Origin of the sequence: Halopseudomonas oceani, assembly GCF_963677335.1 — a bacterium.
GTDB lineage: Bacteria > Pseudomonadota > Gammaproteobacteria > Pseudomonadales > Pseudomonadaceae > Halopseudomonas > Halopseudomonas oceani.
Genome location: NZ_OY781932.1, coordinates 1,478,717 through 1,493,736 on the forward strand (window position 1 = coordinate 1,478,717; position 15,020 = coordinate 1,493,736).

Annotated in this window: 12 protein-coding genes; 10 read left to right on the plus strand and 2 right to left on the minus strand. The window is 61.9% G+C overall.

Annotated elements, in window-relative coordinates; genetic code table 11:
• The first annotated feature begins 1 nt into the window (after nt 1).
• Genes recO through acpS form a run of 3 tightly spaced genes read left to right on the plus strand, consistent with a single transcriptional unit; the run spans nt 2 to nt 1,870 of the window.
• Complete coding sequence (gene recO / locus ACKPCU_RS07015; protein ID WP_321350930.1) at nt 2-706, plus strand: DNA repair protein RecO; 705 nt, start codon at nt 2-4, stop codon at nt 704-706.
• A 46-nt stretch (nt 707-752) separates the two neighbouring features.
• Complete coding sequence (gene pdxJ, locus ACKPCU_RS07020) at nt 753-1,493, plus strand: pyridoxine 5'-phosphate synthase (protein ID WP_321350932.1); 741 nt, start codon at nt 753-755, stop codon at nt 1,491-1,493.
• Nucleotides 1,490-1,870: a holo-ACP synthase gene (acpS, locus tag ACKPCU_RS07025; protein WP_104736934.1), complete on the plus strand. Its 381-nt coding sequence runs from the start codon at nt 1,490-1,492 to the stop codon at nt 1,868-1,870. Before pdxJ ends, acpS begins: the two co-directional genes overlap by 4 nt.
• On the opposite strand, the gene ACKPCU_RS07030 is transcribed toward acpS, so the two are convergent.
• Entirely contained in the window at nt 1,859-4,654 is a 2,796-nt protein-coding gene (locus tag ACKPCU_RS07030) for a response regulator (protein ID WP_321350934.1), read from the minus strand. The two genes, acpS and ACKPCU_RS07030, sit on opposite strands and share 12 nt — an antisense overlap.
• A 103-nt stretch (nt 4,655-4,757) precedes the next feature.
• Here ACKPCU_RS07030 and cysM point away from each other — a divergent pair, with 103 nt between their 5' ends.
• The 4 genes from cysM to mazG are packed head-to-tail and all read left to right on the plus strand — an operon-like array spanning nt 4,758 to nt 10,088.
• Nucleotides 4,758-5,654: a cysteine synthase CysM gene (gene cysM / locus ACKPCU_RS07035; RefSeq protein WP_321350936.1), complete on the plus strand. Its 897-nt coding sequence runs from the start codon at nt 4,758-4,760 to the stop codon at nt 5,652-5,654.
• Complete coding sequence (rlmD, locus tag ACKPCU_RS07040; protein ID WP_321350939.1) at nt 5,651-6,994, plus strand: 23S rRNA (uracil(1939)-C(5))-methyltransferase RlmD; 1,344 nt, start codon at nt 5,651-5,653, stop codon at nt 6,992-6,994. The genes cysM and rlmD overlap by 4 nt, the downstream gene beginning before the upstream one ends.
• A 26-nt stretch (nt 6,995-7,020) precedes the next feature.
• Nucleotides 7,021-9,273, plus strand: coding sequence for a GTP diphosphokinase (gene relA, locus ACKPCU_RS07045; protein WP_321350941.1), 2,253 nt, complete (start codon nt 7,021-7,023; stop codon nt 9,271-9,273).
• On the plus strand, nt 9,270-10,088 hold the full coding sequence (gene mazG / locus ACKPCU_RS07050) for a nucleoside triphosphate pyrophosphohydrolase (RefSeq protein WP_104736939.1): 819 nt from the start codon (nt 9,270-9,272) through the stop codon (nt 10,086-10,088). The genes relA and mazG overlap by 4 nt, the downstream gene beginning before the upstream one ends.
• A 76-nt stretch (nt 10,089-10,164) precedes the next feature.
• Here mazG and ACKPCU_RS07055 read toward each other — a convergent pair whose 3' ends face one another.
• A complete protein-coding gene (locus ACKPCU_RS07055; protein WP_104736940.1) occupies nt 10,165-10,509 on the minus strand; it encodes a pilin assembly protein in 345 nt (114 codons plus the stop codon).
• A 194-nt stretch (nt 10,510-10,703) separates the two neighbouring features.
• Between ACKPCU_RS07055 and ppc the strand changes: the two genes are divergently transcribed.
• The 3 genes from ppc (at nt 10,704) to tsaB (ending at nt 15,001) form a co-directional block, all read left to right on the plus strand.
• On the plus strand, nt 10,704-13,343 hold the full coding sequence (gene ppc, locus ACKPCU_RS07060; protein WP_321350944.1) for a phosphoenolpyruvate carboxylase: 2,640 nt from the start codon (nt 10,704-10,706) through the stop codon (nt 13,341-13,343).
• A 240-nt stretch (nt 13,344-13,583) separates the two neighbouring features.
• The gene (adk, locus tag ACKPCU_RS07065) at nt 13,584-14,231 is read left to right on the plus strand and encodes an adenylate kinase (protein ID WP_321350947.1); all 648 of its coding nucleotides are present in this window, start codon (nt 13,584-13,586) and stop codon (nt 14,229-14,231) included.
• Nucleotides 14,232-14,326: 95 nt separating this feature from the next.
• A complete protein-coding gene (tsaB, locus tag ACKPCU_RS07070; protein ID WP_321350949.1) occupies nt 14,327-15,001 on the plus strand; it encodes a tRNA (adenosine(37)-N6)-threonylcarbamoyltransferase complex dimerization subunit type 1 TsaB in 675 nt (224 codons plus the stop codon).
• Nucleotides 15,002-15,020: the final 19 nt, after the last annotated feature.

Here is a 15,020-nt window from a genome sequence, read left to right on the forward strand (position 1 = left end):
CATGCGCGAGCATCTGCAGCCCGCCTACGTCCTGCACAGCAGGCCTTATCGTGACACCAGCGCGCTGGTTGACCTGCTCAGCCTGCAGGGCGGACTGCAGCGGGTCGTCTGGCGTGGTGCGCGTAGCGGTCGCGGTGTAAAGCCACAGCCCTTTGTACCTTTGCTGGTGAGCTGGCAGGGGCGTGGCGATCTGAAAACCCTGCAGCAGGCCGAAGTCGCCGGTGCCCACGCCCGATTGCAGGGCCAGGCGTTGTTTAGCGGCATGTACCTCAATGAACTGCTGGTTCGTTTGCTGTCACCGGGTGACGCCCAGACGCTCCTGTTTGCTGGCTATCAGTCTGCACTGGAACAGCTGGCTTTGACTCCGCTCTCGGTCGAGCCCGTTCTGCGTGAATTCGAGTGGCAGCTGATAGTGCTGCTGGGGTACGGTTTTAGTCTGACAGAGGATGCCGATCAGCAGCCGGTGCTGGCTGACACCCTCTACTGCTGGAGCCCGGATATGGGGTTATACCCAGTGGTGGATGCCACCCAGGGCGGCTTGCCTGGACGGGGGCTGTTGGCAATGGCTGCGCAGAACTGGGCTGACCCCGAGGCTCTGCCGATTGCCAAGCGCTTGATGCGCCAGGTGTTGGCTGTCCACTTGGGTGATCGCCCACTGGTCAGCCGCCAATTATTTGCGCCGGGTCGCACGGGCGAGCCGCGCTGAGGCCAGGGCGGATGGTCGCCCCGGCATAGTCAACGGAGAATCTTGCATGAGCCAGTCTGATCGCGTTCTGTTGGGCGTCAATATTGATCACGTTGCTACCTTGCGGCAGGCCCGTGGTACGCGTTATCCGGATCCGGTACAGGCTGCCATTGAGGCTGAGCAGGCCGGGGCTGATGGAATTACGGTTCACCTGCGTGAAGACCGTCGGCATATCCAGGAGCGCGATATTCTGCTGCTTGCCCAGGTGCTGCAGACGCGGATGAATTTTGAGATGGCGGTCACCGACGAAATGGTCGCATTCGCCGAAAAGATCCGACCTGCTCATGTCTGTCTGGTACCTGAGCGTCGTGAGGAGCTGACTACCGAAGGAGGCCTGGATGTCTGCGGCAACGAGGCCCGCGTGCAGGCTGCCATTGAGCGCTTGGCTGCGGCTGGTTCTGAGGTTTCGCTGTTTATTGACCCGGACCCGCGCCAGATCGAAGCGGCCAAACGCCTGGGGGCACCGGTGATCGAACTGCATACCGGCCATTACGCCGATACCGAGGGGGCCGAACAACAGCAGGCTCTGGAACGTATTCGTGAGTCGGTCAACTACGCGCGCAAGCTCGGGCTGGTGGTCAATGCCGGTCATGGCCTGCACTACCATAACGTTGAGGCTATCGCGGCCATCCCCGGCATCAACGAACTGAACATTGGCCATGCGATCATTGCCCGTGCGCTGTTCTCTGGTCTTGCCGGGGCGGTGCGTGACATGCGCCAGTTGATTATGGAAGCCTCTGGCCGATGATCAGGGGTATCGGCACCGACCTGGTGCTGGTTGAGCGGATCGAGGCGGTGCTCGGGCGTCAGGGCGAACGTTTTGCGCGTCGTATCCTGACACCTGATGAGTTTGCGCGCTTTGCGGCGCACGGCCAGCCTGCGCGGTTTCTGGCCAAGCGTTTCGCCGCCAAGGAAGCGATCATGAAGGCCCTGGGCACGGGGCTGGCGGGTGGTCTGTCGTGGCAGCACATGCAGCTCGACCGCGACCCGCTGGGGGCACCAGTGGTGGTGCTGAGCGGCGCGGCGGCGGAGCGCGTGACCGCCGGCGGTGGCGGGCGCATGCTGATATCGCTCAGTGATGAGCGTGAGCAGGCGTTAGCCTTTGCCATCTGGTCACAGGACTGACAGCGCACTCTGCAATCGGTCGATGGCCTCCAGCAGCTGTTTTACCTCGTCATCACAGGGCGTCTTTTCCTTGAGTTTTGTCTCGGTCTGCAGGCAACGTTTGCGCAGCTCAGGTACGCCGCAGTAGCGGGTTGCACCGTGCAGCCGGTGCACGGTTTCCAGTAGTGCGTCCAGGTTGCCAGCCTGGTAGTTGCGCTCGATCTGTTCGCGATCACCGGGCAGGCTCTGCATCAGCATCTCCAGCATATCCTGCGCCAGATCGGCCTTGCCGGCGGCCAGTCGCAGTCCTTCATCACGATCCAGGATGCGCGGTTCGGTGCGTGGCGGCTCTGATGCTGCGGGCGGCTCGATTGCGGGAGCGGTCACCGCCGAAAGGTCGTGACCGGTCCACTTCAAAATACAGTCGCGCAGTTGCTCCGGGTTGATCGGTTTGCTGAGGTAGTCATTCATTCCGCAGCGAAGCAGCTTGCGACGCTCATCCGCCAGTGCGTGGGCGGTCAGGGCGACGATCGGGGTGGCGGACTGTTGACTCATATCCTCGCGGATGCGCAGTTCTTCGGTAGTCTGGCGCCCGTCCATACCAGGCATCTGTACATCCATGAATATGAGATCGAAGCGCTGTTCGTCGAGAATATCGAGCGCCTCCACGCCACTGGATGCGGTGCGCACACGGGTGCCCATTTCCTGCAGAAAGGTGTCGACCAGTTTCAGGTTGGCTGGATTGTCATCAACGCAAAGAATGCTGACGCTGTTCGGGTTGCTGCGGCGCTCGCCCGTGGGGGGCAATGAAACCTCTGAGGCGCCGGTATCGCCGCGAGGAGCCAGCAGACGGGTAGTCGTGCGATACAGCTTACGCATGCACAGGGGGCGCGAAAGTACCGCGCAATGCGCCTTTGGCAACTGATCCAGCAGGTCTGGTTGGGCAACGGTGTTGACCAGCAGGATACTCTGACAGTGACCAGCGGCTGCCCAGCGCTGCACAGCCTGGGCGCTTTCCGCCCACTCTGCGTCGTTTTCTCCACTGCTGATCAGCGCAAGCTGTATATCCTGCCCCTCCGGCGAGCGGAGGGCGCTGTCCAGCGCGGCGATGGAGGGGTAGATGCTAGTGCGCAGACCAAGATCATCCAGCGAGTGCAGCAGCGCCTGCTGGGTCAGTGCCAGTGGCTCGTATACCGCAGCATGGATGCCGCTCAGCGGCCGCTCAGGCAGGTCGTCGCTGGCCTGGCTGGACTTGTTCAGGGTCACCGTCAGCCAGAACTCCGAGCCTTCTCCCGGCGCGCTATTGAGGCCAATGTCGCCGTGCATTTCTTCGACCAGACGTTTGGTGATGACCAACCCCAGACCGGTGCCGCTGGTTTGTCTGGTCAGCGAATTGTCGATCTGACTGAAAGCACGGAAGAGTGATTTCTGCTGCGCTTCGGAAAGCCCGACGCCAGTGTCGGTAACGCTGATGCGCAGAGTAGCATTGCTGTCGTTGTCTTCTTCCAGCATTACCCGCAGGCAAACCGAGCCTGCATGGGTGAACTTGATCGCGTTGCTCAGCAGGTTGGACAAAATCTGTTTCATGCGCAGCGGATCACCGCTCAGGCCCAGCGGTACGTCGCTGTAGATCAGGCTGACCAATTCGATCGGCTTCTGGTGCGCGGCGGGTGCGAGCATGGTCAGGGTGTCTTCAATCAGGTCGCGGAGATTGAACGGCATGGTTTCCAGCGTCAGTTTGCCCGCCTCGATTTTGGAGAAGTCGAGTATTTCGTTGATGATGGCCAGCAGGTTGTTCGCGGATTTGCTGATGGTGTCCAGATACTCGCTCTGGCGAGTAGTCATTTCAGTGCGCTGCAGCAGGTTGCTGAAGCCGAGGATGCCATTGAGAGGGGTGCGCAGTTCGTGGCTCATGTTGGCGAGAAATTCGGATTTGATCCGGCTGGCTTCCTGCGCGGCCTTGCGGGCCATATCCAGTTCGATGTTCTGAACCTCGATGGTTTCCAGGGTCTGCCGCAGGTCCTCGGTGGCTTGCTCGACGTTTTGTTGTAGCTCGCCCTGGGCGCTCTGCAGCGCCTGGGTCATGGTGTTCACGCCTTCGGCAAGATCATCCAGCTCCCGGGCGCCCTGTTTCGGCAGGCGTACGTCCAGCTGGCCCTTGCTGATGCGGGCGATGGCCTGGTTGATGTCGGCAATCGGCTCCAGAATGCGCCGGCCCATGAGGCTCACCATCAGGCTGGTGATCAGCAATCCCAGCAGGATCAGTACCAGGGTGCTGAGCAGGGTCTGGTAGGTCCGCAGCTCGGTATTGCCGTGGCTCAGCTCGACTTCCAGCCAGCCGATCAGGGCATCAGGTTCGATATCGTTGCGCTCAGCGTTGGCCAGCAGCTCCGGACTTGCCTGCAACGGCAGAATGAACCGGGTGCTGCGTTCGCCGCTGCGAATCTGCAGGCCGGTGCCAGCGGCAAGCGGGGTTTCCGGCAGCGGTTTATCGGCAACGAACATTTGCGGGCCGCTGTGTTCAAGGGGGTGACGGTCTGCGTCGTAGAGTGCGACTGCGCGTACGTCCTGGTAGTTCAGGGTGCTGGCCAGCGCACTACGTAGTCGCGCTGGCTGCCGCGCCAGCAGTGCTTCGGTAGCGGGTCGCTGCAGATGCTCGGCCGTCAATTGGCCTCGTTCCAGTAACTGCTGTTGCAGGTCGCCAAGGTGTTGCCAGCTGAAGTAGGCGCCGACCGCCGTGGCCAGAATCCCCGCGGGGATCAGGGTCATCAGCAGGAGCCGCGCCTTGATGCCGATCTCGTTCATTAGGTATATCCACTACGCCGTTGCCGGTATCATAGGCCGACTTAGCAAAAAGCACAGCTTTGATGACCCAGTTGTCCGGGTCAACCGGCCCCGAGGTGGATTCATGAGTTACCCAACCATCGCCGACTGCATCGGCAACACGCCGCTGGTGCGATTGCAGCGCCTGCCTGGCAATACCAGCAACACCATCCTGGTCAAGCTTGAAGGTAACAACCCGGCTGGCTCGGTCAAGGACCGTCCGGCGCTGTCGATGATCGAGCGAGCCGAGGTGCGCGGCGATATCAAGCCCGGCGACACCCTTATTGAAGCCACCTCTGGCAATACCGGCATCGCATTGGCAATGGCGGCGGCCATCAAGGGCTACCGCATGGTGCTGATCATGCCGAACAACATGAGCGCCGAGCGCAAGTCGGCGATGACCGCCTACGGTGCCGAGCTGATCGAGGTAACCCAGGCCCAGGGCATGGAAGGTGCCCGGGATCTGGCTTTGCGGATGCAGGCCGAAGGGCAGGGCAAGGTGCTCGACCAGTTTGGCAATGAGGACAATCCCGAGGCCCATTATCGCGGCACCGGTCCAGAGATCTGGCGTGACACCCGGGGCACCGTGACCCACTTCGTCAGCTCAATGGGTACCACCGGTACCATCATGGGCACTTCCCGTTACCTCAAGGAACAGAATCCGGCGATTCAGATTGTCGGCCTGCAACCGATCGAGGGTGCCGCCATTCCCGGCATCCGTCGCTGGCCGAAGGAATATCTGCCGACCATCTTTGATGACACCCGGGTGGATCAGGTGATCGATATGGGCCAGCAGGAAGCCGAAGTGACCATGCGTCGACTGGCGCGGGAGGAGGGCATCTTCTGCGGCGTGTCGTCCGGTGGATCGGTTGCAGCAGCGCTGCGGATCAGCGCCGAGGTCGAGAATGCGGTCATTGTGGCGATCATCTGTGATCGTGGTGATCGCTACCTGTCCACCGGCGTATACGACGGTCCGGTATGAAGCGCGGTCGCGGTCGCCCGCGCGCAACCGCCGTCGCCGACGCGCCTGCTGCGGTTGGCCAGCGCATCGAGCTTGCGCTTGAGCGCCTGACCCACGATGGCCGCGGCATCGGCCGCTGGCGAGGACGAACTACCTTTGTCGAGGGCGGTTTGCCCGGCGAGCAGGTTACCGCCAGGGTTGTCCGGGCGCGTAGCAAGTTGATCGAGGCACGCCTGGAAAGCCTACAGCAGAGTAGTCCAGAGCGTCAGCAGCCGCGTTGTCCGCACGTTGAATTGTGTGGTGGCTGCAGTCTGCAGCACATGGCACACACGCAGCAGCTGGAGATCAAGCAGCAGGCACTGGCCCAGCAATTGCAACATTTCGCCCAACTTGAACCAAAGCAATGGGCGCCGGCATTGTCCGGGCCGGAATACGGCTATCGTCAGCGGACACGTATTGCGCTGCGCTGGGACCGGCAGCGGCGTGAGCTGGATGTGGGCTTTCGTCAGCGGGCCAGCAGTGAGCTGGTTAATGTGGAGCAATGCCCTGTTCTGGTGCCGGAGCTAGAGGCCGCGCTCAAGGCGCTACCGAGCATGCTGCGTGGTCTTGAGGCGGTCGAGACCTTGGGTCATGTTGAACTGATTGGTGGAGAACATCCGGCACTGGTGCTGCGCCACCTGCGGCCGTTGCCAGCCGAGGACCAGCAGCAGTTGGCAGCCTTTGCCACGCAGTTCGGCATGAGCTGCTGGCTGCAGGGTGATGACTTGTCGGCTGTACCGCTGGGCGCTGCCGCCGAGCCGGCCTATCGGCTGGCTGATCAGCAGTTGATGTTGGAGTTTGCCCCGGGTGACTTTACCCAGGTCAACCCGCAGATTAATCAGGCGATGGTTAACCAGGCGCTGGACTGGCTGGCTATCGAGCCGGGCGAGGCGGTGCTGGATCTGTTCTGCGGGGTCGGCAATTTTGCCCTGGCGTTGGCCCGGGCGGGTGCAGCAGTAGTCGGCATTGAGGGCAGTGAAGAGATGGTCGCGCGGGCGCAGGACAACGCGCGTAAAAACAAACTGCCGGCAGTGCACTTTTTGCCGGCTGATCTGTCGAAGCCACTTGAAATGCCAGCAGGGCCCCAGACATATACCGCTGCCTTGCTTGATCCGCCGCGCGACGGCGCAGATCAAATGGCCGCAGATCTGGCGGCGATGGGTGTTGAACGCATACTTTATGTTTCCTGCAATCCGGCCACGCTGGCGCGGGATGCGGGAATTCTGGCTGGCAAGGGCTACACCCTGGTTCGGGCGGGTATCATGGACATGTTTCCCCAGACCGCCCATGTCGAAGCCATGGCATTGTTCCGGAGACAATAGATCGCCTCTGGGCGAGGATAAGAAAGATGGTACAGGTCAGAGCAGCACACCCGATCAATCAGGATGGAAGCGTCAACATCGACGCCTGGATTAGCAGAATCGGGGAGCGGACCCAGCTCAGCGATCCCCAGGTGCTGCATGAGGCGTGCGAGTGGGCATGTGACCTCGAGCAGCAGGCCATTGCGGCCGAAAACATCTGGGCCAACGGCGCCAGCAGCTACCGCACCGGTCTGGAAATGGCCGAGATTCTTGCCGACCTCAAACTCGACCAGGATTCGCTGGTCGCCGCCGTGGTCTATCGCGCGGTGCGTGAGCGCAAGACCGATATCACCGAGGTAGAGCACCGTTTTGGCCCGACCGTCGCCCATCTGGTTGATGGTGTCCAGCGCATGGCGGCGATCAGTGTGTCGCAGAACCCCGGCAACAATGCCATGTTCAACACCCAGTCACAGGTCGAGAATTTGCGCAAGATGCTGGTGACCATGGTCGACGACGTACGCGTTGCGTTGATCAAGCTGGCTGAACGCACCTGCGCCATCCGGGCGGTCAAGGACGCGCCGGAGGAGAAGCGTTACCGGGTTGCCCGCGAGGTGTTCGACATCTATGCGCCGCTGGCGCACCGGCTTGGTATCGGTCATATCAAGTGGGAGCTGGAGGATCTGTCCTTCCGTTATCTGGAGCCTGCCCAGTACAAGCAGATTGCCAAGCTGCTGGACGAACGCCGGCTTGACCGGCAGGAATATATCGATGCGGTGATGGGGCAGCTGCGTGCGGCGCTGGAAGAGGCGTCCATTCATGCCGACATCACTGGGCGGGCCAAGCATATCTATTCGATCTGGCGGAAGATGCAGCGCAAGGGCATCGATTTCAGTCAGGTCTACGACGTGCGCGCGGTGCGGATTTTGGTGCCGCAGGTGCGTGACTGCTATACCGCGCTGGGTGTGGTGCACAGCCTGTGGCGCCACATTCCCAACGAGTTCGACGACTATATCGCCAATCCCAAGGAGAACGGCTACCGCTCGCTGCACACTGCGGTGATCGGCCCTGAGGGCAAGGTGCTGGAAGTACAGATCCGTACCCAGGGTATGCATGAAGAGGCTGAGCTCGGTGTCTGCGCCCACTGGCGCTACAAGGGAACCGACCTGGACAGCAACTCCAACGCCTACGAAGACAAGATCGCCTGGCTGCGGCAGGTGCTGGAATGGCACGAAGAAATGGGCGATATCGGCGGGCTGGCCGAGCAGCTGCGGGTCGACTTTGAGCCGGACCGCATCTATCTGTTCACGCCCGATGGGCACGTGCTGGACATGCCCAAGGGCGCGACCCCGCTGGATTTCGCTTATCGGGTACACACCGAGATCGGTCACAGCTGCCGCGGCGCCAAGGTCAACGGCCGCATTGTCCCGCTCAACTACCTGCTGCAGACCGGTGAGCAGGTCGAGATCATTACCGGCAAGCAGAGCGGGCCGAGTCGTGACTGGCTGAACCCCAACCTCGGCTACCTGAACACGTCGCGCGCGCGGGCCAAGGTGCAGCACTGGTTCAAGGAGCAGGCCCGCGAGCAGAACGTTCAGGCCGGCAAGCTGATGGTCGAGCGCGAACTGACCCGTATGGCCCTGAACGGCGCAGACTATGCGCAACTGATCGACCGTCTCGGGCTGAAGAGTCAGGAAGATTTGTTCGTCGCTGTCGGAGCCGGCGATATGCGTCTGGCCCACGTGGTGACTGTGGCCCAGCAATTGGTCGAGCCGGATCGTCACAGCGAGCAGCTGGAGCTGATTCCGAAGAAGCCGAGCCGCTCTTCTGTCGGCCGCCGCGGCGACGTCTATATTCAGGGTGTCGGCAACCTGATGACCCAACTGGCGGGCTGCTGTCAGCCGGTGCCGGGCGATCCGATCATTGGCTATATCACCCTCGGTCGCGGCGTCACGGTCCACCGCGCCGACTGTGCCAATGCGATGCAGCTGCAGGATCGTGACTCTGAGCGCCTGATCGAGGTGAGCTGGGGCGGCGCACCAGTGCAGACCTACCCGGTGGAGATCTATATCAAGGCCTACGACCGCTCCGGTCTGTTGCGCGACGTTTCACTGTTGTTGGCCAACGAGAAGATCAACGTGCTGGAGGTTAATACGCGTACCAACAAGGACGATAACTACGCCGCCATGTTGCTGACTATCGAAATTCCGAATCTCGGTCTGCTCAGCCGTCTGTTGACCCGGATCAGCCAGTTGCCGAACGTGATCGAGGCGCGGCGCAACCGTCAGGAAGCTCGCGGATGAGCTATCAGCTGGATGATCTGCTGTACCTGATGCAGCGCCTGCGCGACCCGCAGCACGGTTGTCCGTGGGATCTGGAGCAGAGCTACGCGACCATCGTGCCGCATACGCTGGAAGAGGCCTACGAAGTCGCCGATGCCATCGAGCAGGGCGATTTCGACCAATTGCGTGGCGAGCTGGGTGACCTGCTATTTCAGGTGGTGTATTACGCTCAGCTGGCAGATGAAGAGCAGCGTTTTGGCTGGAACGAGGTGGTGGATGGCATCACCCGCAAGCTGGTGCGGCGCCACCCCCATGTGTTCCCGGATGGCAAGCTGCGTACCCCGCCTGGCACCCTGACTTTGGCACCTGAGCAGATCAAACAGCGCTGGGAGCAGATCAAGGCCGAGGAACGGGCTGAGAAGGCAGACCAGCCTGAACAGCTTTCATTGCTGGATGATGTGCCCGCAGCGCTGCCGGCGCTGAGTCGCGCGCAAAAACTGCAGAAGCGCGCCTCGTCCGCCGGGTTCGACTGGCCCGAGGCAGCGCCGGTCATTGACAAGATCAGCGAAGAGCTCGATGAGGTGCGCGAAGCACTGGCCGCTGGCCAGCAGCAGGCTGTCGCAGAGGAAATGGGTGACCTGCTGTTCTGCGTGGTCAACCTGGCGCGTCATCTCGGCGTGGATGCGGAAAACGCCTTGCGTCAGGGCAATGCCAAGTTCGAGCGGCGCTTCCGCTTTATCGAAGATCAAGTGCGTGCGCAGGGCACTACGGTGGCCGAGCGCGCTCTGGACGAACTCGACGCCTTTTGGGATATGGCCAAGCAAGCGGGGTTGTAACCTGCGGGCGTCACGCGACACCTTCGCTACCCTGCTTGCGTACGGTCACGGCATGCCGTGACCGTGATTGCCGCTGCTAATGCTGGGTTTCCTGCTGACGTTCGATCAGCTCCCTGAGGTGTTTGCGGCTCAGCTCCAGATAGCGTGGCGTAGGGCCAACGTCGTCGTAGAGCGGATCACCCAACTCATCAACGGAAATCACCTTGGTGCCGGCCTGATAGGGCAGGCTGGCTTCGAGTTCTTCCAGCGCTGCGCTGAGCAGGTCGGTGATCAAGTCTTCGATGCGGCGTTTTGGATACATTTCGTGCAGCGCTTCCAGGCGCGCTGCATCTTCCAGTGACAGGTGCACGTCATAGGTATTACGGGTAACGCGGCCCTTGGCGGTTTTTTCCCAAGTCTGGGTGAGTTCACGGATCTTCATGGTTTCCCCCTTGTGAGAGCTTGTCGACCTGTCATCTGCAGTCAAAACTGGCACAACAGGTCTGTACTTCCGGGTTCGCTTGTGGCGACTCCTTGAGCATAGACCATCGACATGGCTTTAAGTGCCATTGGCCCCTTGTCAGGCGGGGGCGTGCATCGCATGCTGGTAGTCCCAAAACGTTCGGAGGTAAGTCCATGACCGATATCGATGCTCGCTTGCGTGAAGACGTCCACAATCTGGGAGCCCTGCTTGGGCAGACCATCCAGGCACATCTGGGAGAGGACTTTTTACAGCGCATCGAGCGCATTCGGTTGGGCGCCAAGCAGGGCCGCAAGGCAGATCAGGCCGCCAATGAAGCGCTGCTCAGTGCCTTGCAGGACCTGCCGGACAGTCAGTTGCTACCGGTATGTCGGGCCTTCAATCAGTTTCTCAACCTGGCCAATATCGCCGAGCAGCATCACCGCATCCGTCGTCGCCGTGCCGACGAGCCGCTGGCGTTTGAACTGCGCTGCGTGAGTGACTTGCTGGCCCGGCTGAAGCAGGAAAATTTCAGCGCCGAGGCCATCGTCAAGCAGGTCAACGAGCTGGATATTGAGCTGGTGCTAACCGCGCATCCCACCGAGGTCACCCGTCGTACCCTGATTCAGAAGTACGATGCCATTGCGGCGGCCCTTGCCCGGGGCGACCACGACGACCTGACTGCTGCCGAGCAGGACGAGGTTCGACAGGATCTGGCGCGGCTGATCAGCGAGGCCTGGCATACCGATGAGATTCGCCGTACCCGCCCGACGCCGGTCGATGAGGCCAAATGGGGCTTTGCCGTGATCGAACATTCACTGTGGCAGGCATTGCCGCAGTTTATTCGTCGTTTTGATACCGATGTGCATGAGGCGACGGGGCATCACCTTGACCTGCGCGCCTCGCCGGTGCGAATTGCGTCCTGGATGGGCGGTGATCGCGATGGCAACCCCAACGTGACGGCGCCAGTGACCCGTGAGGTGCTGTTGCTGGGGCGTTGGATGGCGGCGGATCTGTACCTGCGCGACATCGAGGAACTGACCAATCAGCTATCGATGCACGCGGCCAGCGACGAACTGCTGGCGCAAGCCGAGTCGGTCGATGAGCCCTATCGCTCGGTGCTCAAGCAGTTGCGTACCCGGCTGCAGGCAAGCCGGCGCTGGGCGGAACAGTCGCTTACTGCTGATGTGCCGATGCCTGACGAAGTCTTGCACAAGCTGGACGACCTGCGCGGCCCGCTGGAACTGTGTTACCGCTCGCTGATGCAGTTTGGTCTCAAGCGCATTGCCAATGGTCCGCTGCTGGATACGTTGCGACGGGTTAACGCCTTTGGTCTCGGGCTGGTGCGCCTGGATATTCGTCAGGATGCGGCGCGACATGCCGAGGTATTTAGCGAACTGACGCAATACCTGCAATTGGGTAACTACGCCGACTGGGACGAAGACGCCCGTTGTCGCTTCCTGCTTGAGGAGTTGCACAGTCGCCGTCCTCTGCTGCCGCCTGACTGGCAGCCGTCTGCCGACGTGGCTGAAGTGTTGGCGACCTGCCGGGTCGTCGCTCAGCAGCCGCGAGAGCTGCTTGGTTCCTACGTTATTTCCATGGCTTCGCACCCCTCCGATGTGCTGGCGGTCAAGTTGCTGCTCAAAGAGACTGGCGTCAGCTGGCCGATGCGGGTTGCCCCGTTGTTCGAGACCCTCGATGATCTGGACCACGCCGCCGATGCCATCGATCGGCTGCTGGCGCTGGATCAGTACCGCGCGCTGGTTGGTGACGAGCAGGAAGTCATGATCGGTTACTCCGACTCGGCCAAGGATGCTGGCACGCTGGCTGCCGGGTGGGCGCAGTACCGCGCTCAGGAAGCGCTGGTAGGTGTCTGCCAGCGCCATGGTGTGCGTCTGCGGTTGTTCCACGGCCGTGGCGGCACCGTGGGGCGCGGCGGTGCTCCTGCGCACATGGCGATCCTGTCGCAACCGCCGGGCTCGGTGCGCGGCCAGCTGCGTGTAACCGAGCAGGGCGAGATGATCCGCTTCAAGTTCGGGCTGCCCGGTATCGCGGTGCAAAGCATGCAGCTTTACGCCAGTGCGGTGCTGGAAGCGAGTCTGCTGCCGCCGCCTGCGCCAAAGCCGGCCTGGCGGGAATTGATGCAGCAATTGGCTGATCGCTCGGTGGAGGTGTATCGCGGGGCTGTACGCGGCGAGCCGCAGTTCGTTGAGTACTTCCGGCAAGCCACCCCGGAGCAGGAGCTGGGGCGCCTGCCGCTCGGCAGCCGGCCGGCAAAGCGACGCAGTCAGGGTGGTATTGAAACCCTGCGCGCGATTCCCTGGATATTTGCCTGGACCCAGACCCGGTTGATGCTGCCGGCCTGGCTAGGTGCCGGGCAGGCGCTGCGGGAGGCGCTGGATGCCGGCAAGCAGGAGCAGTTGCGTGAGATGATGGTGGGCTGGCCGTTCTTCCTGGCGCGGGTCGAGATGCTGGAAATGGTGTTGTCCAAGGCCGATGTCGATATTGCTCGTTTCTACGAGCGGCGCCTAGCCAGCCAGGACCTCTGGCCGCTGGGTGAGCGACTGCGTGCAGCGCTGGAACAGGCGACAGCGGTTGTGCTGCAACTGCGCGATACCGAGGTCTTGCTGGCGCATAATCCGGCGTTGGGCGAGTCGGTGGCGATCCGCAATCCCTATACCGATCCGCTGCACGTGCTGCAGGCCGAGCTGATGGCGCGTACCCGCGCCCAGGGCGAGAAGGTCGATCCAGATCTGGAGCGCGCGCTGATGGTGACCATGGCTGGCATCGCCGCCGGGATGCGTAATACCGGCTGACGACAGAAAGCGCAGCCTTGATGGGCTGCGCTGATCGTCAAGTATTTCAATGGCTTGTTTGCCTGCGACAATGGTCCGTCTTGTGCATGGCGGCGCGGGCGTGTATGTTGATCCCCCTTTGCGATCCAGCACCGCCTGGATAGTGCGAATTTTTCCGCATCTGCGCACCGCGTGGGTGCCAGGCAGGTCGCTGGTTTAGGGCCGCTGACAGCTCGGATTCAGTTAGACGAGGAGTACATCATGCGAGTTATCCTGTTGGGCGCCCCAGGGGCGGGCAAGGGCACACAGGCCCAGTTCATCTGCGAGCGTTTTGGTATCCCGCAGATCTCCACCGGGGACATGCTGCGCGCAGCGGTCAAGGCCGGTACCGAGCTTGGCAAGCAGGTGAAAGAGGTCATGGACAACGGCGGCCTGGTTTCCGACGACCTGATCATCGGCCTGATCAAGGAACGTATCACTCAGGATGACTGCGTCAACGGCTTCCTGTTCGATGGCTTCCCGCGCACCATTCCGCAAGCCGAAGCGCTGGTTGAAGCCGGCATCGACATCGATCGCGTACTGGAAATTGCTGTTGCTGATGAGGAAATCGTTGCCCGTCTGTCCGGTCGCCGTGTGCATCCGGGTTCCGGCCGTGTCTACCACGTTGAGCACAATCCGCCGAAGGTTGCCGGCAAGGACGACGTCACCGGCGAAGACCTGATCCAGCGTGACGATGACAAGGAAGAGACCGTACGCAAGCGTCTGCAGGTGTACCACACCCAGACCAAGCCGCTGGTCGACTTCTACCAGAAGCTGTCTGCTGCCAAGGGCACGCCGAAGTGCGCCAAGGTAGAAGGCATCGGCAGCGTCGAGCAGATTACTGCCAAGGTCATCATCGCGCTGGACTGAGTCCTGTCCGCGTGACCCTGAGACCCGTGCTGACTTCGGTCGCACGGGTCTTTGCATTTTTGTACAATGCCCGGCCCTGAATTCAGAATCCGACCATGACCACACTGCTTGCTCTGGATACCGCCACCGAATGCTGTTCCGCCGCGCTGCTGCATGGCGGCAACGTCACCGTGCGCAGCGAAGTGATTCCGCGTCAGCACGCCCAGCGTCTGCTGCCGATGATCGAGGAGCTGCTCAATGAGCGTGACCTGCGCCTACAGGATGTTGACGCGCTGGTGTTTGGTCGTGGCCCCGGTGCCTTCACCGGTGTGCGCATCGCGACCGGCATGGTGCAGGGGCTGGCCTTTGCCGCCGAGAAGCCGGTGATCGCTGTGTCCAATCTGGCAGCGCTGGCCCAGCGCGCGTGGCGTGAGCACGGTGCCGAAACTGTTGCAGCGGCGATTGATGCACGCATGGACGAAGTCTACTGGGGGCTGTACGGCCTGCAGGACGGTGTCATGCGGTCGCTTGATGCGGAGCGGGTCTGCCCTCCGGAAGCGGTCAGCCTGCCCGAAGGCGTCAGCGTGGTCGCCGGTGCCGGCACCGGCTGGCAGTACGCCGATCGCCTGGCGGTGGCGGCCGAGCGCAGCTGGCCGCAGATGCTGCCGGACGCACGCGACCTGATCACCCTGGCGCTGCCGAGCTGGCTGGCAGGTGAGGTGATGGATGCCGCTGATGCCCAGCCGGTCTACCTGCGCGACAAGGTTGCCACGCCCAAGGGCCAGGCGTAAGCTGGCCCTATTATCTTCG